At 63.6% G+C, this 19,365-nt stretch carries 17 protein-coding genes and 1 tRNA gene; 10 read left to right on the top strand and 8 right to left on the bottom strand.

The annotated features are described in order from the left end of the window. Positions 1–100 precede the first annotated feature (100 nt). Both purD and NX775_RS08095 read right to left on the bottom strand, forming a co-directional pair. Positions 101–1,366: a phosphoribosylamine--glycine ligase gene (gene purD / locus NX775_RS08100; protein ID WP_258835533.1), complete on the bottom strand. Its 1,266-nt coding sequence runs from the start codon at positions 1,364–1,366 to the stop codon at positions 101–103. A 13-nt stretch (positions 1,367–1,379) separates the two neighbouring features. After that, on the bottom strand, positions 1,380–2,105 hold the full coding sequence (locus NX775_RS08095) for a YebC/PmpR family DNA-binding transcriptional regulator (RefSeq protein ID WP_183556443.1): 726 nt from the start codon (positions 2,103–2,105) through the stop codon (positions 1,380–1,382). 186 nt (positions 2,106–2,291) lie between these two features. Between NX775_RS08095 and NX775_RS08090 the strand changes: the two genes are divergently transcribed. Together NX775_RS08090 and NX775_RS08085 are read left to right on the top strand one after the other, a co-directional pair. Then, complete coding sequence (locus tag NX775_RS08090; RefSeq protein WP_258835532.1) at positions 2,292–3,269, top strand: quinone oxidoreductase family protein; 978 nt, start codon at positions 2,292–2,294, stop codon at positions 3,267–3,269. Further along, positions 3,266–3,418 carry a hypothetical protein gene (locus NX775_RS08085; protein ID WP_258835531.1) on the top strand — a complete coding sequence of 51 codons (153 nt, stop codon included), beginning with the start codon at positions 3,266–3,268 and terminating at the stop codon, positions 3,416–3,418. Before NX775_RS08090 ends, NX775_RS08085 begins: the two co-directional genes overlap by 4 nt. A gap of 70 nt (positions 3,419–3,488) precedes the next feature. Here the strand turns inward: NX775_RS08085 and NX775_RS08080 are convergent, their stop codons facing one another. Further along, positions 3,489–4,142: a DUF4136 domain-containing protein gene (locus NX775_RS08080; protein ID WP_258835530.1), complete on the bottom strand. Its 654-nt coding sequence runs from the start codon at positions 4,140–4,142 to the stop codon at positions 3,489–3,491. A gap of 188 nt (positions 4,143–4,330) precedes the next feature. Between NX775_RS08080 and pepN the strand changes: the two genes are divergently transcribed. The 3 genes from pepN (at position 4,331) to NX775_RS08065 (ending at position 8,254) form a co-directional block, all read left to right on the top strand. Then, positions 4,331–6,988, top strand: a complete 2,658-nt coding sequence (pepN, locus tag NX775_RS08075) for an aminopeptidase N (RefSeq protein WP_258835529.1) — start codon at positions 4,331–4,333, stop codon at positions 6,986–6,988. A gap of 27 nt (positions 6,989–7,015) precedes the next feature. After that, positions 7,016–8,017: a class 1 fructose-bisphosphatase gene (locus NX775_RS08070; protein ID WP_258835528.1), complete on the top strand. Its 1,002-nt coding sequence runs from the start codon at positions 7,016–7,018 to the stop codon at positions 8,015–8,017. A 161-nt stretch (positions 8,018–8,178) separates the two neighbouring features. Beyond that, a tRNA-Thr gene (locus NX775_RS08065) sits at positions 8,179–8,254 on the top strand. A 91-nt stretch (positions 8,255–8,345) separates the two neighbouring features. Here NX775_RS08065 and NX775_RS08060 read toward each other — a convergent pair. The 4 genes from NX775_RS08060 to NX775_RS08045 form a co-directional block, all read right to left on the bottom strand. After that, on the bottom strand, positions 8,346–8,723 hold the full coding sequence (locus NX775_RS08060; protein ID WP_258835527.1) for a hypothetical protein: 378 nt from the start codon (positions 8,721–8,723) through the stop codon (positions 8,346–8,348). Continuing rightward, the gene (locus NX775_RS08055) at positions 8,720–9,229 is read right to left on the bottom strand and encodes a penicillin-insensitive murein endopeptidase (RefSeq protein WP_258835526.1); all 510 of its coding nucleotides are present in this window, start codon (positions 9,227–9,229) and stop codon (positions 8,720–8,722) included. The genes NX775_RS08060 and NX775_RS08055 overlap by 4 nt, the downstream gene beginning before the upstream one ends. A gap of 9 nt (positions 9,230–9,238) precedes the next feature. Then, a complete protein-coding gene (locus tag NX775_RS08050) occupies positions 9,239–9,730 on the bottom strand; it encodes an Hcp family type VI secretion system effector (RefSeq protein ID WP_258835525.1) in 492 nt (163 codons plus the stop codon). A 93-nt stretch (positions 9,731–9,823) separates the two neighbouring features. After that, complete coding sequence (locus NX775_RS08045) at positions 9,824–11,011, bottom strand: DUF2325 domain-containing protein (protein ID WP_258835524.1); 1,188 nt, start codon at positions 11,009–11,011, stop codon at positions 9,824–9,826. Positions 11,012–11,305: 294 nt separating this feature from the next. On the opposite strand from NX775_RS08045, the gene NX775_RS08040 reads away from it, so the two are divergent. Beyond that, positions 11,306–13,231, top strand: a complete 1,926-nt coding sequence (locus NX775_RS08040) for a metallophosphoesterase family protein (RefSeq protein ID WP_258835523.1) — start codon at positions 11,306–11,308, stop codon at positions 13,229–13,231. Here NX775_RS08040 and NX775_RS08035 read toward each other — a convergent pair. After that, positions 13,228–14,130: a cupin-like domain-containing protein gene (locus NX775_RS08035; protein WP_258835522.1), complete on the bottom strand. Its 903-nt coding sequence runs from the start codon at positions 14,128–14,130 to the stop codon at positions 13,228–13,230. The two genes, NX775_RS08040 and NX775_RS08035, sit on opposite strands and share 4 nt — an antisense overlap. A gap of 380 nt (positions 14,131–14,510) precedes the next feature. Between NX775_RS08035 and NX775_RS08030 the strand changes: the two genes are divergently transcribed. From NX775_RS08030 to NX775_RS08015, 4 genes are all read left to right on the top strand, one after another. Then, entirely contained in the window at positions 14,511–15,149 is a 639-nt protein-coding gene (locus NX775_RS08030; RefSeq protein WP_258835521.1) for an ElaB/YgaM/YqjD family protein, read from the top strand. 244 nt (positions 15,150–15,393) lie between these two features. Beyond that, complete coding sequence (locus NX775_RS08025) at positions 15,394–17,400, top strand: LTA synthase family protein (RefSeq protein ID WP_258835520.1); 2,007 nt, start codon at positions 15,394–15,396, stop codon at positions 17,398–17,400. A gap of 33 nt (positions 17,401–17,433) precedes the next feature. Continuing rightward, positions 17,434–18,123 carry a response regulator transcription factor gene (locus tag NX775_RS08020; RefSeq protein WP_258835519.1) on the top strand — a complete coding sequence of 230 codons (690 nt, stop codon included), beginning with the start codon at positions 17,434–17,436 and terminating at the stop codon, positions 18,121–18,123. Then, positions 18,110–19,351: a sensor histidine kinase gene (locus NX775_RS08015; RefSeq protein WP_258835518.1), complete on the top strand. Its 1,242-nt coding sequence runs from the start codon at positions 18,110–18,112 to the stop codon at positions 19,349–19,351. The genes NX775_RS08020 and NX775_RS08015 overlap by 14 nt, the downstream gene beginning before the upstream one ends. The last annotated feature ends 14 nt before the right edge of the window (positions 19,352–19,365 follow it).

Raw genomic sequence — 19,365 nt, 5'->3', positions numbered from 1 at the left:
CCGCCTGCGCGGGAACGACGTGCAAACATGCTGACGTGATATTCAAGGCGGCTGTTAGTCCGTCGTTCCCGCGTAGGCGGGAACCCAAGTTCAACCCCGCTTACTTGATCCCGCGCCAGCCAATATCACGCCGGTACTGCGCGCCATTGAAGTGGATATTCTCGACCGTTTCGTAGGCACGCTTCTGCGCCATCTTGACGCTGTCGCCCAGACCCACGACGCATAGCACCCGGCCGCCACTGGCCTGCAGCGTGCCGCCCACGACGCGCGTGCCGGCGTGGAAGGTGACGCATTCCGGCGCTTCGGGCGGAATGCCGTCGATCACGTCGCCCTTGCGCGGACTGTCGGGATAGCCGGCAGCGGCCATCACGACGCCCACGGCGGTGCGGCGGTCCCATTCCAGTTCGACCGTGTCGAGCGTGCCATTGCAGGCGTGCTCGAGCACCGTAGCGAAGTCGCTTTTCAGGCGTGCCATGATCGGCTGGGTTTCCGGGTCGCCCATGCGGCAGTTGAATTCCAGCGTGCGCGGATTGCCGTCGGCATCGATCATCAGGCCGGCGTACAGGAAGCCCGTGAACGGGATGCCGTCGCGCGCCATGCCCTGGATAGTCGGGTTGATGATTTCGCGCATCACGCGCGCATGCATCGACGGCGTGACGATCGGCGCCGGCGAATACGCACCCATGCCGCCCGTGTTCGGGCCCTGATCGTGGTCCTTCAGGCGCTTGTGGTCCTGGCTCGTGGCCAGTGCCAGCACGTTCTTGCCGTCACACATGACGATGAAGCTGGCTTCTTCGCCGGCCAGGAATTCTTCGATGACGATGCGCGCGCCGGCGTCGCCAAAGGCGTTATCGGCCAGCATGTGCTCGACCGCGCCATGCGCTTCGTCGAGCGTCATCGCCACGACGACGCCCTTGCCGGCCGCCAGGCCGTCGGCCTTGATGACGATCGGGGCGCCATTGGCGTCGATGTAGGCGTGGGCTGCAGCGGCGTCCGAGAAGGTCTCGTACTTCGCGGTCGGGATGCCGTAACGCTGCATGAACGACTTGGCGAAATCCTTCGAGCTCTCGAGCTGCGCGGCTTCGCGGGTAGGGCCGAAGATCTTCAGGCCGCGCGAGCGGAACAGGTTGACGATGCCGGCGGCCAGCGGTACTTCAGGGCCTACCAGCGTCAGCGCGATGTGCTCGGCCACGACGAAGTCGGCCAGCGCCTGCGGCTCGTGCAGGTCGACCGTCACCAGGCGCGTGTCGAGCTCGGTGCCACCGTTGCCGGGAGCGACGAACACCGTCTGCACGCGTTCTGATTGGGCCAGTTTCCACGCCAGAGCGTGTTCGCGGCCGCCCGAGCCGACTACGAGAATTTTCATATTGCCTACCAGGTTATTCGTCGATCACGGCGTTGGTGAACACTTCCTGGACGTCGTCCAGGTTTTCCAGTGCATCGAGCAGCTTCTGCATCTTGATCGCGTCGTCGCCCGTGAACACCGTTTCGGTGGCGGGTTTCATGATGACTTCGGCCACTTCGGCCTTGAAGCCAGCCGCTTCGAGCGCTTCTTTCACCGACGCGAAGGCGTGCGGATCGCACAGCACTTCGAAGCCGCCTTCATCGTCGGCCGCGACATCGTCGGCGCCGGCTTCGAGCGCCGCTTCCATCAGCTTGTCTTCGTCGACGCCCGGCGCGAACAGGAACTGGCCCGTGTGCTGGAACATGAACGCGACCGAACCTTCGGTGCCCATATTGCCGCCGTTCTTGCTGAACGCGTGGCGTACTTCAGCCACGGTGCGCACGCGGTTGTCGGTCAGGCACTCGACGATGATCGCCGCGCCGCCGATGCCGTAGCCTTCGTAGCGCACTTCTTCGTAGTTCACGCCTTCGAGCTCGCCCGAACCGCGCTGGATGGCGCGCGTGACGTTGTCTTTCGGCATATTCGCATCGGCCGCCTTCTCGACTGCCAGGCGCAGGCGCGGATTGGACGGGATGTCGCTGCCGCCCATGCGCGCGGCGACGGTGATTTCCTTGATCAGGCGCGTCCAGATCTTGCCGCGCTTGGCGTCAGTTGCGGCCTTTTTGTGCTTGATATTGGCCCATTTGCTGTGTCCAGCCATGTCGAGAATTCCTTAGACGGTATGCAAGAGTGGCCGACATTCTAGCATAGCGCCCCCTTGCAAAAAGGTCCAAGGGCCTGCAAGCAGGGGGCGCGAATCGGCATGGAAACAACAGTCTGGCGTGCTGGTGCTTTCGCCGCCGGCGAGCACGAATACGGTATTCTTGGTGCACACAAAGGAGAACTTATGCACGCCAAAGCAATCCGCATCGCCGCCAATGGCGGTCCCGAGGTCATGGAGTATGTCGATGTCGACGTGGGCGCGCCCGGCCCGGGCGAGATCCTGCTGCGCCAGCACGCGATCGGCCTGAACTTCATCGACGTGTATTTTCGCACCGGCCTGTACCCGCAGCCCTTGCCCGGCGGCCTGGGCAAGGAAGGCGCGGGCGTGGTCGAGGCGGTGGGCGAGGGCGTGACCAACGTGCAGCCGGGCGACCGCGTGGCGTACGCGGGCGGGCCCAACGGCGCCTACGCCGACCTGCGCGTGATGCCGGCCGCGGTCGTCGTCAAGCTCCCTGACGCGATCTCGTTCGAGACGGCGGCGGCCATGATGCTGCAGGGCCTGACGGTGCAATACCTGTTTCGCTCGACCTACCCACTGCAGGCCGGTCAGACGATCCTGTTCCACGCTGCGGCCGGTGGCGTGGGCCTGATCGCCTGCCAGTGGGCGCGCGCCCTTGGCGTGCAACTGATCGGCACCGTCGGCTCGAAAGAGAAGGGCGAACTGGCGCTGGCGCATGGCGCCGCGCACGTCATCAACTACAACGACGAGGACATCGTCGCGCGTGTGAAAGAGATCACGGGCGGGGCCGGCGTGCCGGTGGTCTACGACTCGGTGGGCAAGGACACGTTTGCGGCGTCGCTCGACTGCCTGCAGCGTCGCGGCCTGATGGTCAGCTTCGGCAATGCCTCGGGCGCCGTGGAACCGTTCACGCCTGGCGAGCTGGCCAAACGCGGTTCGCTGTACATCACGCGCCCGACCCTGTTCGACTACATGACCAATCAGCAGGAAGCCGAGGCGATGTCGGCCGAGCTGTTCGAGATGGTCACGAGCGGCAAGGTGATCATCAACGTCAACCAGACCTTCCCGCTGGCGCAAGCGGCCGACGCGCACCGCGCGCTGGAATCGCGCCGCACCACCGGCTCAACGGTGCTGCTGCCATGAGGGACACCCGCGACGAGGCGCCGTTCACGCCGCCATCGCGGCCAACGGGCGATGGCACGCCGAAGTTCGGGCGGCTGTTGATCGTGCTGGTGCTGGCCTTGCTGCTGGTCGTGGCGATCACGTTCGGGTCGGAGGCGTATTTCAGTTAGCGGTAAATCGACGGACGTAAAAAAAGCCAGGCAGTGTTGCCTGGCTTTCGGGTCCCTCTTCAAGGCATGGTCAGGCGCCCGGTTCCTTCGTCACCACTACGCGGCGCGCCACGCCCGACTGGCCAGGGAAGCCTTCGAACGCGCTTTGCACCAGCGCAGGCATGACTTCGGGTGTCGACATATTGCGGCTCGTGTTATGCACGGTCACTTCGAACAGGCGCTTGCCGTCGCGTGACGACTTGATTGCCACCTGCAGCTCGCGCCGGTACTGGTTCTCGATCGACGTCTGATACGACGGATATGGGCCCCAGAAAGGGTCGTAGAACGGGCTGTACCAGCCGCCCCAGTAGCGGCGGTTGAAGCCACCGCGGTAGCCGCCGTAGCCGAAGCGCGCGCTCGGATAGAAATACGGCGTCATCAACGGTTCGATCACGCGCACCGGTACTTCGGTGGTGGTAAAGCGCATCGCCACGGTCAGCGCCGGCGTGGCGCCGTTGGCATCGCGGAAGCCCTGGCGCGCCAGCTGGCCGCGCACCAGGTCCTGGTAACTGCGCCACTCGAGCGTATCGTCCTGCGGCGACGGCACTTCAAACACATAGGTCTTGTCGGCAATCTGCGCCGGCCATTGGTGGAACGTGGTGACATCGCTGCGGATGCTCGTCGCGCAGCCGCCCAGCAGCAACGCGAACGCGGTACCCAGAGCGATGGTGATGAAGCGTTTCATGCAAATCTCCCGTTTGTCTTGTCGGTCTTTCCCCGATCTTCAAGATTACCCCTTGTTGAGATTCAGGGGAGCCACTTTTACACCCGGTTACCGTGCATACAAAGCGATACATGGCAATTCGTCGGCGGCGATCCAAAAGCTTGTTGGTAAAATAAGCCCCTCATCCACTGTGTCAGCCCGAGCCCACCATGCGCACCGATACGCCCCAGACCATCTTCCGCAAGGACTATACCCCGCCCAGCTATCTGGTGGATACCGTCGAACTGGGCTTCGACCTGGACCCGGCGCGTACCGTCGTGGCCAGCCGCCTGACGCTGCGGCGCAACCCGGCCGCTACCACGCGCGGCATCGAACTGCACGGCGAAGACATCGAGCTGGTCGCGCTGCGCCTCAATGGCAAGCTGCTGGGCAAGCGCGACTACACGCTGGCCAACAACCTGCTGACGATCCGCTCGGCGCCGGACGAGGTGGTGCTCGAGATCGAGTCGCTGTGTGCACCGGATAAAAACACGACGCTGAGCGGCTTGTACGTGTCCAATGGCAACTTCTTCACGCAGTGCGAAGCCGAGGGCTTCCGCCGCATCACGTTCTTCCCGGACCGTCCGGACGTGATGGCCAAGTTCACCGTGATGCTGCGCGCCGACAAGGCCCGCTATCCGGTGCTGCTGTCCAACGGCAACCTGATCGAAGAAGGCGATCTGGACGATGGCCGCCACTATGCACTGTGGGAAGACCCATTCAAGAAACCGTCGTACCTGTTTGCCCTGGTCGCCGCGCAACTGGTCTGCCAGGAAGAAACCTTCCGCCTGGCCGATGGCCGTGACGCACTGCTGCAGGTGTGGGTCGAGGACGGCAACCTGGACAAGACCGATTACGCGATGCAGTCGCTCAAGCACAGCATCCGCTGGGACGAAGAAAAATACGGGCTTGAGCTTGATCTGGACCGCTTCATGATCGTCGCCACGAGCGACTTCAACATGGGTGCGATGGAAAACAAGGGCCTGAACATCTTCAACACCAAGTTCGTGCTGGCCAACCCGCGCGTGGCGACCGACATCGACTTCCAGGGCATCGAGGCCGTAGTGGCGCACGAATACTTCCACAACTGGACCGGCAACCGCGTGACCTGCCGCGACTGGTTCCAGCTGTCGCTCAAAGAAGGCCTGACGGTGTTCCGCGACCAGGAATTCACGGCCGACATGATCGGCACCGCCACCGGGCGCGCCGTCACCCGCATCGACCAGGTGCGCACGCTGCGCCAGGCCCAGTTCCCGGAAGATGCGGGCCCGATGGCGCACCCGGTACGGCCCGACTCGTTTGTCGAGATCAACAATTTCTACACCGTGACGGTGTATGAAAAAGGCGCCGAAGTCGTGCGCATGTACCAGACGCTGTTCGGCGTCGACGGTTTCCGCAAGGGCATGGACCTGTACTTCGCGCGCCATGACGAGCAAGCCGTCGAGTGCGACGATTTCCGCCGCGCGATGGCCGACGCCAACAACCGCGAACTGGGGCAATTCGAGCGCTGGTACAGCCAGGCCGGCACGCCGGTGCTGCGCTTCGAAGGCCGCTGGGACGAAGCCGCCCAGACCTACACGCTCACGCTGTTCCAGTCGTGCCCGGCCACGCCCGGCCAGCCCGAAAAACTGCCATTCCACATCCCGGTGGCCGTTGGCCTGCTCGATGCCGCCGGCGCCGACATGCCGCTCGTTGTCGATGGCCAGCAGCGCGGCACGACTGCCGTGCTCGAACTGACCGAAGCCGAGCAGACCTTCGTCTTCACGGGCGTGACCGGGCAGCCGGTGGCCTCGGTGCTGCGCGACTTTTCGGCGCCGGTCATCCTGCAGGGCGGCTACACCGATGCCGACCTGCTGCACCTGTTCAGCCATGACAGCGATCCGGTCAACCGCTGGGAAGCGGGCCAGCGCCTGGCCATGGAGCGCCTGCTGAAACTCACCGGTGAAGCGGGCGCCAAGGACGATGCCGCCGCCAGCCTGAACCTGGACGAGACCTTCATCGAGGCGCTGCGCAAGATCCTGGTCGACGAGACGCTCGATCCGGCCTTCCGCGAGCAGTGCCTGACGCTGCCATCCGAATCGATGGTGGCCGAGCAGCTCGAGTGCGTCGATCCGCTGGCCGTGCACATCGCGCGCCAGTTCGTGCGCGCCGACCTCGGCGCGCGCCTGCGCAGCGAGCTCATGGCGCAGTACGAAGCCAACGCCACGCCCGGCCCCTACAGCCCGGACGCCGCCTCGGCCGGCAAGCGCGCCCTGAAGAACCTGGCGCTGGCCTACCTGAACGCCGCGCCGGACGCCGCCAGCGTCGCGTTGGCGCAGCGCCAGTTCGATGAAGCCGACAACATGACCGACCGCGCCGCAGCGCTTTCTGCCCTGGTCGCCGCGCGCGTGCCGCAGGCGGCCGATGCGCTGGCCGTGTTCTATGACGAATTCCAGAACGAGGCGCTGGTCGTGGACAAATGGTTCGCGATGCAGGCCTCAAGCCCAGCCACCGACCTGGCCGCCGTGCGCGCGCTGATGACGCATCCGGCCTTCACGCTGCGCAACCCGAACCGCGCGCGCAGCCTGGTGGCGATGTTCTGCGTGAACAATCCGGTACAGTTCCACGCGCCGGACGGCAGCGGCTACGCCTTCTGGGCCGAACAAGTCATCGCACTCGATGCACTGAACCCGCAAGTGGCCAGCCGCCTGGCGCGCGCGATGGACCGCTGGCGCCGTTACGCGCCCGCCCTGCAGTGGCAGATGCGCGAAGCCTTGCAGAAGGTGGCGGGGCAGGTCAAGCTGTCGAACGACGTGCGCGAGATCGTCGGCAAGGCGCTGGCCAACTAAACACATTCAACACAACCTGAGGAACCCATGAAACGCGTAAGTTTGACGCAGTACCTGGTGGAAGAACAACGCCAGCACCAGAGCATCAATGCGGAGTTGCGCCTGCTGATCGAAGTCGTGGCCCGCGCCTGCAAGCGCATCAGCTATTCGGTGAGCAAGGGCGCGCTGGGCGAAGTGCTCGGCAGTGCCGACACTGAAAACATCCAGGGCGAAGTGCAGAAAAAGCTCGACGTGATCTCCAACGAGATCCTGCTCGAAGCCAACGAGTGGGGCGGTCACCTGGCCGCGATGGCGTCCGAAGAAATGGAAACCATCCGCCAGATCCCGAGCCGCTATCCGAAGGGCGAGTTCCTGCTGCTGTTCGATCCGCTGGACGGCTCGTCGAACATCGACGTCAACGTGTCGATCGGCACGATCTTCTCGGTGCTCAAAGCGCCGGAAGGCATGCAGGACCCGACCGAGCAGGACTTCCTTCAACCAGGCAGCACGCAGGTGGCCGCCGGTTACGCGGTGTACGGCCCGCAGACGATGCTGGTGCTCACGACCGGCAATGGCGTGCACTGCTTCACGCTCGACCGCGAGCAGGGTTCGTGGGTGCTGACCCAGAGCGATATGCAGATTCCGGCAGCGACCAAGGAATTCGCGATCAATATGTCGAACCAGCGCCACTGGCACCCGCCGGTCCAGCGTTACGTCGACGAGCTGCTGGCAGGCTCCACCGGCCCGCGCGGCAAGGACTTCAATATGCGCTGGGTCGCCTCGATGGTGGCCGACGTGCACCGCATCCTGACCCGCGGCGGCGTCTTCATGTACCCGGCCGACCTGCGCGACACCAGCATGCCAGGCAAGCTGCGCCTGATGTACGAAGCCAATCCGATGGCGATGATCGTCGAGCAGGCCGGCGGCGCCGCCACCGACGGCCAGAGCCGCATCCTCGATATCCAGCCGACCAAGCTGCACCAGCGCGTGCCGGTGTTTTTGGGTTCGAAGGAAGAAGTGGATGTTGTTACGGGCTATCACGCGGCCTGATGGCGGGCCTGATGGCGTGCTGATAAATTAGGCAAACCGGAAATCTTGCGAAAGTGATGCGATACACACTAGCAAGGTTGCCGGTTTGTTTGCTAGAATACGGCTCTTTCGTGAGCGACGGCTTGTTTGTCGGGCACGATGGAAGGCGAAGCACAGGTTTCGCCGCTGTAGCTCAGTCGGTAGAGCAGCGCATTCGTAATGCGAAGGTCACCAGTTCGATTCCGGTCAGCGGCACCAAAATTAGTTAGTCAGAAAAAAGGGTTACAGGCTTCGGCTGGTAACCCTTTTTTCTTTTCCCTGCACTTCGTCTGATCGTGTAACCAATCGGTCAGCAAGTCAGCCCTCGCATGCTTTTTCCTGTCCGAACATCAAGGCCGACGTAGCACGAGTACCCTTCGATTTTCGTCCAGATGCAGCTAAGATCGCCTTTGCCACGTTGCCGCTGATCGGGTCCGGCGCCACAGGCGTCCTTGATGTCGGGGCCAAGATGGTCGAACAAATCCCTGGCAAGCGGCCCTGTCACCATCAACGATAATTTTCTGTCCTTCTCCGTCGGAGGGGTGGAGTCGCCAAGGCTGCCGCCGTACATGTAAAAATCTCCGGTGAGCGGTTTGGCCAGGTACCGGCTTTGGCTCTTGCTATCGCCAGCAGAGGCGACTGAAGCCAGCACAACGGCTCCGGCAAGACACGCCAGGCGAATGTTCATGGCCGCTCCCAAAGTCCGATGTGAAGATGATCATCATGGTCACGCCATGGCTTTACAAGCGGACCGCACACCTCGCGTACTTTGGCGTCGTTAAAGTAGATGAGCTTGACGAGGGGGTGTCGCAAAAACAGGCTGACCAGTTTGATCGTAGCTGGCTGATCGTAGATCGCGTCCCGGTACGAGCACCGCGCGGCCTGACCGACCAGCTTGTCTTTGCGGACCGGGCGGATATCCATGTCGATGCCCTTCATGTGCGTGGCATGGTCGAACCTGAGTCCACCCGCCACACTGATGTTCCCGATGCCAAATTTTCGGTCATCGATTGCCTGCCACTCGCGTTCAACCTGAAATATAACGGTCAGCATATTCGGGTGGGCATATTGGGCCAGATGACCAGTGCCGGGCACGCCTTTGATATTGCCATACACGTAGTAACCTGCTTCTTCCGGCGCTTGCGGGAGCATGAAGTGGCCAAGTTGATCCCTTGGTTGAATGGGTATCGGCATGGTCCGGCCTCATGCACACTTTTTGGCGGCGAGATCCCAACCCCCTGACGTACTACCGCTGGCTCCCCCGCCGATCTTCTGCTGGACGTAGGTCCACTTGACCTTGGAGAAGCATAGCCCGATCTCATCCTGAAGCAGGCCACCATCATGCATCACCTGGTCCATATGGGACAGCAGCACGTTCTCCAGTTCGACCTGGTAGTACTTCACAGGCTTGCCGTCGCTATCGGCACGCATGAACTCCAGCTTGGCCTTTGGGATGGTCTTGCCCATCGAGCAGTGCTGCATGAGGACCGGCGAGGCGAGGTCGGCCAGTTTGGTGAGCGACAGGGTGCGATGCTCGCAGTGCCCGGCCGTGTGGCCCCCTGCGGTCGACACGCTGGTGACTCTGGGTTGCGTTACGCCCCAGTGAGTCGAGGCGATTTCAATCCAGCCTTGGTGCGCTGAATCAGCCGACTCCCCTTTGATGCCGTCAATTTGTAGATATGCGTCGAGTGCCATGTGCTGTCTCCGATGGGTTGAGTGCATCGGTTATTCTTTACTAACGACAGCAACAAGGGTTGTGAGCGCGCAATAGATTAGCGACGTATGCCGTTAACTAGCCTGGGTCTCTTCAGTCGCGGCTTCCTGCAACCCGCGCGCCAGGCTCGACACGCTCGGATTGTCGACGAACACGCAGCGCTTGCCATGGCGCTTGCAATGGTCCTTCACGCGCCAGTAGGCGCTGTGGCTGATGCAGCCGGTCTGGCAAATCACCAGGTCGGCCGCGGCCAGGCTGGCATCGAGCTGGCTGCTGCTGTCTTCCAGGCCGCCGTCGTGGTGCGCGAACTGGGCGCCGACGCGCTCGATCATCGTGCGATAGATCGGCACGCTGCTGCTGCGGCCGCCCACGCACAGCACGGCGCGGTTGTGCAGCCGTACCGGCATCGCAACGGGCACGGCAACAGGTTCCGCTGCCGCTGCGGGGGCCGGCTCGGTATCCGGCACAACCGCACGCAATGTCTTCAATTCAACAACCTGCGCGCGCAGGGCTTGCTCGCGCGCTTCCAGTTGCGCGATGCGTTCGGCCATGCGCTCGCGGGTGTCGAGCTCGGGGATGCTGGCTTGCAGACGCGCCAGCTCGGCGCGCAGGGTGGCGACATCGCCATCCCGGGCAATGGTGGCGGCGCGCGCCGTCATCAGGAGCTGCTCGTGGCGCTCGGCATCGAGTGATTTTTCGTGCGCCAGCGTGTTGCAGCGTTCCTGCAGGCGAACGACCTCGCGTTCGAGACGGGAATTGTCGGCAACGATTGCATTGAACTTGTTGAGATCGGCGCGGGCGCAGGCGCCGGCCTGGTGCTGCACCATGTGGATATCGCGGCACATCTTCTCTTCGAGCGCTACCGTGCAGCGGGGATGCGACAGGCCAGCCCAGAATGCGCCAGCCACATCGCCGGCAGCAACAGCCGCCGCCCACATGGCCTCGACCTGCTCGGTGGTCTTGGCCGCGCGGAAGCGCTGGATATGCTGCGCATAGCGACGTTCAAGCTCTTTCTGAACCGCATCGGCGACAGGCGTGCGCAATGCGCATTCGCTGACGGTGCCGACGTGAATATCGTAATCATCATGCAGCACCTTCCCACCGGTCACCTTCTCGACCAGCTTGCGCAAGCCATTCAACGGCAACCCCACGCCCACCAGCGGACAATGCGACGCATGCGACAACTCCCAGACGCGCCGCCGGCGCGAGCTCTGCGCGCCATCGTTGGAGCAGGGTACGGTCGAAGCATGTTTGTCGCACATGGCAAATCCTTTGGCACAGAGAATGGCAGAGGAGGGCAGTGCTCCTCATCAGATGATAATGATTCTCATTTATTCTATCGTAGTCTGCGCGCCGTGCAAGCAGAATTTACAACCCCCTTAATCTTTCCGACAACGTATCTGACGTGATCGTGCACGCCAGCGCGCATGGATAAGCAACTTTGATTTCCAGATGGCTCTGTTACACTGACCCGACTTTTTTCACAGCCTGCCGTCGTCCGCGTGATCCACATACACACCCCCAACGGCCTCCCATCCGTCCTCGTCGGTCCCCTGTTGCGCCGCCTCGAACCTGGCCGTCTTGTCCTTTGGCTGGTCGGCAGCACGCCGTTGTCCTTCACCCTGGTGCTGGAACCACATGGCGGCAATAAGCAGCAGCTGGTGGTGGACGAGAATTCGTGCCGCATCATTCCGATCGGGCGCGATGCGCACATTCACTTTATCGATTTCACGCTGCCCGAGCCACTGCCGCAGGACACGCTGATCGACTACGACCTGTTGCTGACGGATGTCGAAGGCGTCGAACAGGGCATCGCGGCGTGGGCACCGCATCTGGTGCACGAAGGCGCCGCGAGGCCGAACATGGTGCTGCGCAGCCGCTCCGACAACATCCTGTATGGCTCGTGCCGCAAGCCGCATCACCCGTCGCGCGACGGCCTGGCGCGGGGCGACGATCTGATTGCCGGACACGTGGATCAGGCCGGCGAGCGGCCGTCGATGCTGCTACTGGCCGGCGATCAGGTGTATGCCGACGACGTGGCCGGTCCGATGCTGGGCGCGACCCATGCGCTGATCGAGCGTCTGGGTCTGTTCGGCGAATGCGTCGAAGGCGCTGTCGTCGCCGACAGCGACGAGTTGTACGCCCATCCCGACGGTTACTATGGCCGCCAGCGCCTGCTGCCGGCCCATAAGTCGAGCGAGGCGCTGCGCGAGAAGTTCTTCGGCGGCGTGGAAAAGCCGATCTTCACGACGGCCAACGCCGACAACCACCTGATGACGCTGGGCGAAGTACTGGCCATGTACCTGCTGGTCTGGTCGCCGGTGCCGTGGCAGGTGATTGGCGAGATCGCGATGCCCGAGCTTGACCCCAAGCACCAGGAGCGCTGGCACGAGGAAGCCGGCATCATTCACGGATTCTGCGACGAATTGCCGCGCGCCGCGCGCCTGATGGCGCACGTGCAGACCTTGATGATCTTCGACGATCATGACGTCACCGATGACTGGAACCTGTCGTACAAGTGGGAAAAGACCGCCTACGGCCATCCTTTCTCGCGCCGCATCATGGGCAATGCGCTGGTGGCCTACATGCTGTGCCAGGGCTGGGGCAACCGGCCCGACGTCTTCGGCGAGGTGCTGGACGACATGGCCGCGATGGCGGCCGGGCCCGACGACAGGAACCGCCTCGAACCCGAACCGCATGGCGCGCTGATCGAGCGGCTGCTGACGTTCCGCCAGTGGGATTACATGCTGCGCACGCAGCCGGCTGTCATCGTGCTCGACACCCGCACGCGGCGCTGGCGCAACCAGCGCCGGCCGAGCCATCCGTCCGGCCTGATGGACTGGGAATCGCTGACCGAATTCCAGCATGAACTGCTCGATGAGACGGCGGCAGTGATCGTGTCGGCGGCGCCGATGTTCGGCGTGAAGCTGATCGAGGTGGTGCAGAAGATCGCCACGCTGATGGGCCAGGCCCTGACCGTCGACGCCGAGAATTGGATGGCGCACCGCGGCGCGGCCCGCAGCCTGCTGAATATCTTCCGCCACTCGCGCACACCGGGCAACTACGTGATCCTGTCGGGCGACGTGCACTATTCGTTCGCCTATGACGTCGAGGTGCGCGACGACACCCGGCCGCCGCACATCTGGCAGATCACCAGTAGCGGCTTCAAGAACGAATTCCCCGAAGATCTGCTCAACTGGCTCGACCGCCTCAATCGCTGGCTGTATTCGCCGCGCTCGCCGCTGAACTGGTTCACCAAGCGGCGCGCGATGTCGATCACGCCGCACCTGCCCGATCAGCGCAAGCACGGCGAGCGCCTGTGGAACGGTTCCGGCATCGGCCAGGTCTGGCTCGATGCGAAGGGCCGGCCCGAGCGCATCGTGCAGCACAATGCCGATGGCCGGCCTTCCACGCAGTTTTTGAAGCTGGGCGAGGAAAAGGCGGCCGAGCCGGCAGTCGAACGACCGAAGAAGGCCGCCTAGCCGGGCTGCTGGTCCGCTAGCGCCAGCGCCAGCGGCAGCCCACGCGCCCAGCGGTTCGACGACAGCGAAAACTCCAGCGCCCGCACCTGGTGGTACCAGCCGGCCGGCACATACAGCATGTCGCCCGGCCGGACGATCACCTCTACTAGCGCCGCCTGGCGCGCCAGCGGAAAGCGCCCGTCGTCCAGCGCTTCGGGGTCGACGGGTGACCCGAACAGCAGCGGATTGGCTTCCCGCGCATACAAGAACGCATCGTGATGGGGCGGCGCCAGGAAGATCCGCTTCACGCCGCGGATCTGAGCGAAGATATTGTCGTCGTAGTCGCAGTGCAGCGGCGTGATCGTGCGCGCCGGGCCGATCCAGAAGCGGGGCGGCCCCATCTTGTCAAAGTATGCCGGCCAGTGGCACAGCCGGTTCAGTTCGCGCAGCGCCAGGTTGCCTACATACGGCGGCAATCCCGATTCGGGCGGCGTGGACAAATCCAGATAGTCGCGCAGCAGCATGTCCTGCATGGCCCGGTCCGGCGCGAACGCGGTGTGCACGTAGTCGCCCACGCGCGCACGCACGGGCAGGTGGCCGTACTGGGCGCGCAAGGTGGCGATGTCCAGCTGCACGATCGGCCAGCGCCCGACCACGTCCGTCACCAGAAACGGCATGCCGGCCAGCGCATGCGTGCGGAATGCCGCCGCATCGAGGCGCGCAAGGCGTGGCACGTGCGTGAACGGGGGCAGCGTCCGCGCCGCCTCTTTGATGGCTTCGCGCATCGCCGGAATCGAGTCCACCCCACGCACCTGCGCATCGCGCTGCGCGCGTGCTGCCGCATCCTGTTCTGCCTGCGCCACGTCCGTGCGCCGCAGCGGTGGCAGGCGCGCGGCGCCCGGGTCCTTCTCTACTGCCATGTCAGGCGTTCCTGTCTGTGATGAGGGGGCGTATGGTACTGCCAGCTGCCGTAAAGTGCGCCTAAATCACCCAAAATGACCGCTTTATGAACCGATGTGATGGTTCTGTTAGTCAGCGCACGGTCTGCGCAGGGTGCCCATTGTATTTTTTGTATCGCGACGCAGTGAATCCGATACTGCGACTCGGAAAGTTGCCGCAAGGCGGCCAACCGGGATGGGACGCAAAGAAAATATACAGAGACGCCGGGTCGAACCGATGTTGATGTAGCGCAGTACAAGATCGTTCCCGCTTGTTGTATCGGACTTATTCAATCAAAGATGTGGTGCTAGTCGAATTTCGTTCTACTCCGCGTTGATCACTATTTTATGAGGGTTACATCATGGATAATCAAAAGTCTACCGAAGGTAAAGGCATCAACGCAACCAACGCAGGTTCGAACCCAGGTTCGGGCACCGGTTCGCTGGGCACGAGCACCGTGACCGGCAACAGCGGTCTGGGCAACAGCGGCAGCAGCGCCAGCACCGGCGCCGGCAACACGTCGGGTTCGACCACCGGTTCGTCGTCGACCCCATCGACGCCATCGACCTCGTCGACTTCGTCGACCGCATCGTCGATCAGCGACACCGCAGCAAACGCCGCTGGTGGCATCAAGGCAGCAATGTCGTCGATCACGCCTGAGAAAGCACACGGCGCCATCGACAAGGCAGCGCAAGCTGCTCAGCCAGTCGTCGACAACATCGCTTCGAAAGCACACGCAGGCGTCGAAAAGGTCACTGGCCTGATCAGCACCGCGCAAGAAAAATTCGGCGACCGTTCGACCCAGATCACCGAGAAGTACTCGGATCTGTCGGCACAGGGCAAGGAATACGTCAAGAACAACCCAGGCAGCGCACTGCTGGCTGCAGTCGGCGTCGGCTTCATCCTGGCCAAGCTGCTGGGCGGCTCGAGCGACCGTAGCGACTATCGTGACGATTATCGCAACGACTACCGCAAAGACTACAACTCGTACCGCGATTAATTCCACGGTCTAGTACTGTGGATTGATTCCGGCGCATCATCGATGTGCCGATCGAAAGCCCGACCAGCATCTGCTGGCCGGGCTTTTTTCATTCTGAGCTTTAACGCTTTCTTAACGTCTGATTAACGTGACGATGACGGTGGGCAATCTAGCATCCATACCGCATCAGAAAGCGCGTTGGATTCAGGTCCGCGTGATCGATTCATCGTCGGGCAGCGCATGGCCCGGCCCATCCGACGGATTCATGAAGACTGACGAGCTCTACCTGCACCGGGCGGCCACCGCCCAGACACGCCCTGCATCTTCCTGGCTGGCACGCAGCACGCGCATCGCCGGCCCCTTCGCACCGCTGGTGCAGATGCTGCTTATTGGCCTCGTGCTGCTCTCGGGCTTTCGGCTGGCAATGCTGGCTTGGCAATGGGAGCGCGTGCATGCCACCGGCGCCGTGCTGGACATCATCGTGCAGGGCGTGCGCGCCGATCTGATTCTGCTTGGCTATTGCCTGGCCATTCCATTGCTGGCCGCGCCGCTGCTGGCTTATCGCCGTACGGCCCGCCTGTGGCAACGCTTCACGCTGGGCTGGACGATGCTGGCCTTGATCTTCATCCTGTTCATGGAAGTCGCGTCGCCGCAATTCATCATGCAGTACGACGTGCGCCCCAACCGCCTGTTCATCGAATACCTGAACAATCCGCGGGAAGTCTTTTCCACGCTGTGGCACGGTTTCCGCACGGCGGTGATGCTGGGCTGCGCGGTCACCGTGCTCGTGGGTGTCGCGCTGGTGCGCCTGCTGAAAAGCGCCTCCGCCAGCATGCCGATGTGGCCGGGCCGCAGGATGCTGCTGGCGTGGCCCGTCCTGTGCCTGCTCGTGTTCATGCAGATCCGCTCGACCACCGGTCACCGGCCCGCCAATCCGGCCATGTTCGCGCTGACGGGCGATGCGATGGTCAATTCGCTCGTCATCAATTCGGCATGGTCGGTGCTCGACGCGATGCGCTCGATGGACAACGAGGCCAAGTCGTCCGATATCTATGGCGACTTCCCGCGCGCGAAGGTGTTTGCCGAAGTGAAGGCGGCGCCATGGCTGCGCGATTATCAGTTCGCCAACCCTGAGCAGCCGACGCGGCACTACCAGAGCGCGGCCGTCACGCGCGCCAAGCCACTCAATCTTGTCATCGTGCTGCAGGAAAGCCTGGGCGCGACGTTCGTCGAGTCGCTGGGCGGGCTGGCCGTCACGCCGGAGCTCGAAAAACTCAAGGGCGAGGGCTGGTGGTTCGAGCAGTTGTACGCCACTGGCACCCGCTCGGTGCGCGGCATCGAGGCGGTGGTTGCCGGTTATGCGCCCACGCCCGCGCGCAGTACGGTCAAGCTGTCGCTGTCGCAGCAGAATTTCTATACGCTCGCGGCCGGCCTGGGCGACCAGGGCTACCACACCGAATTCGTCTATGGCGGCGAGGCGCACTTCGACAATATGCGCAGCTTCTTCACCGGTAATGGCTTCCAGAAGATCGTCGACATCGGCGACATGAAACCGAAGTTCGTCGCCAGCTGGGGCGCATCGGATGAAGACCTGTTCGACAAGTCGCTTGAGCGCCTCAATACCCTGCACGCCGCGAACAAGCCATTCTTCAGCCTGATCTTCACGTCGTCGAACCACGAGCCGTTCGAATTCCCGGACGGTAAAATCGCGCTCCATGACGGCGACAAGCAAACCGTCAACAACGCGGTCAAGTATGCCGACTACGCGCTGGGCAAGTTCATCCGCGCAGCCAAACAACAGGCCTACTGGAAAGACACGGTGTTCCTGATCGTCGCCGACCACGACAACCGCGTGTATGGCGACAGCCTCGTGCCGATCAAGAAATTCCACATCCCGGGCCTGATCCTGGGCGCGGACATCGAGCCCAGGCGCATTGCGACCATCGCCAGCCAGATCGACCTGGCGCCGACGCTGCTGTCGCTGCTGGGTGTGTCGAGCACGCACCCGATGATCGGGCGCGATCTCGCGAAAGACAGCACGACGCCGGGCCGCGCGCTGATCCAGTTCAACGATTATTTTGCCTACCTCGAAGGCACCTCGGCCACCGTACTGCGGCCCGGCCAATCGCCGCTGGCGGGCCGGTACGACGCCGCCAGCGGGCATTTCAGCCCGGGCAGCGGCAGCCCGACCCAGGCGCAGGTCGACAAGGCGATGGCGCACGTGATCCTGCCGTCGATCCTGTACCGCGAGCAGCGCTATCGCCCGCGCTGAAAACGGCGACCGATTCACCTTACAATGACCAGCATGCGCATCCTCATCGTCGAAGACAACCCGGACATCCTGGCCAACCTGTACGGGTTCCTGGAGCCGAAGGGCTACGCCGTCGATTCGGCGCGCAACGGCTATGGCGGCCTGGCGCTGGCGTCCGAAAACAACTACGACGTCATCATCCTCGACGTCATGCTGCCCGGCTTGAGCGGCCTGGAGCTGTGCCAGAAGCTGCGCACCGATCTGAGCAGCGCGACGCCGGTGCTGATGCTGACGGCGCGCGACAGCCTGCAGGACAAGGTGCAGGGCTTCGACAGCGGCGCCGACGACTATCTGGTCAAGCCGTTTTCCCTGGTCGAACTCGACGTGCGCCTGAAAGCGCTGGCGCGCCGTGCCGGTGGGCAGCATGCATTCAGCCGCGTCCTGCGTTTCGGCCCGCTCGTATTCGATCCCGACCAGCAACAGGCTTCGCGTGACGGCGTCAGGATCGTGCTGACCAAGACCGGGTACGTCCTGCTGCGCTGCCTGATGGCGGCGGCGCCTCGCATCGTGCCGCGCGAGGCGCTCGAGCAGGCGGTCTGGGGCGAAGACCGCCCCGAGAGCGATGCGCTGCGCACGCACATCCATGCGCTGCGCCAGGCGGTCGACAAGCCGTTTGCCTCACCCCTGATCCATACCATCGCCGGCGTCGGCTACAAACTGGCGATGCCCGATGCGCCCGGCTAGTTCGCTCAGCCGGCCGATCGTCGGCGCCTTCATCCTGTTCGGCGTCGTTCTGTCGCTGTTCTTCGCGGTGCTGGCCGCGCTGGTGGTCGAGGGCATCGAAGTCCACCTGGTCGACGAGCGCCTGGCCGAAGTCGAAAAGTGGGCGCGCCCCAGGGCTGCCGCCGGGCTGCCGGCCGACCTGCCGGCCGGCCTGCGCTTTCACCGGGGCGACGATATCCCGCTCTCGCTGCGCGCGCTGCCGGCCGGCGTGTCCGAGGCCGAGGTCGATGGCATCGGCCTGCATGTGCTGGCCGGCGCCGACGAACGGGGGCCGTATGTGGTGGTCGACCATGAAAGCGATTACGAAGAGATCGAGATACTGGTGTACTCGATGTTCGCTGCCTTTTTTGCCGGCTTCGTCACACTGGCGTTGTTTCTTGGCCGCTTTGTCGGCAGGCGCATCGTCACGCCGCTGCGCGAACTGGCCGACGCGGTGGGGCAGGGTGCATTTGCCTTGCCGCATACCGAACGGGCCGACGAGCTGGGAACCCTGGCGCGCGCACTGGCCGCGCATACGCGTGAGTTGCGCGAATACCTTGACCGTGAACGCCTGTTTACGGGCGACGTCAGCCACGAGCTGCGCACACCGCTGACCGTCATCATGGGCGCGGCCGAGATCCTCGTCGAAAACGGCAGGAGCCCCGCGGTGCAGGCGCCGGCGCAGCGCATTTACCGGGCGGCGCAGGAAGCGACGGAGTGCGTGACGGTGCTGCTGGTGCTGGCGCGCGCACCCCAGCTCGCCCTGTTTTCGCCCGTCTCGGTCAACGAGATTGCGCGCCGCGAAACCGAGCGCTACCAGGCCATGGTGACCGGCCGGCCCGTCACGCTGCGCTGTGTCGGCGATGCCGCGTTTCGCATTTGCGCGCCTGCCGAACTGTGCGTGTCAGCCATCGCCAACCTGATTCGCAACGCCTGCCAGTACACCGAACAGGGCGAGGTAACGGTCGTCATCGAACCGGGGCGCATCACGGTCGAAGACACGGGGCGCGGCTTGCCCGACGCGGTACGGCAGACGCTGGGCGAGGGCGCACGCCCGATTCCGTCGAGCGGCTCGGCCGGCACCGGGCTGGGCCTGTCGCTGGTCAAGCGCATCTGCGAATACCTGGGTGCATCGCTCGTGTACGAAAACCGTCCGAGCGGCGGCAGCCGCTTCACGATCATTTTTCCTGTGACGTTCACGCCATCCTAACGCCGCGTTGACGG

Source organism: Massilia aurea (assembly GCF_024753205.1).
GTDB lineage: Bacteria > Pseudomonadota > Gammaproteobacteria > Burkholderiales > Burkholderiaceae_D > Telluria > Telluria aurea.
The sequence above is the reverse complement of the archived record's forward strand: the minus strand, read 5'-3'. Positions and strand labels throughout refer to the sequence as shown.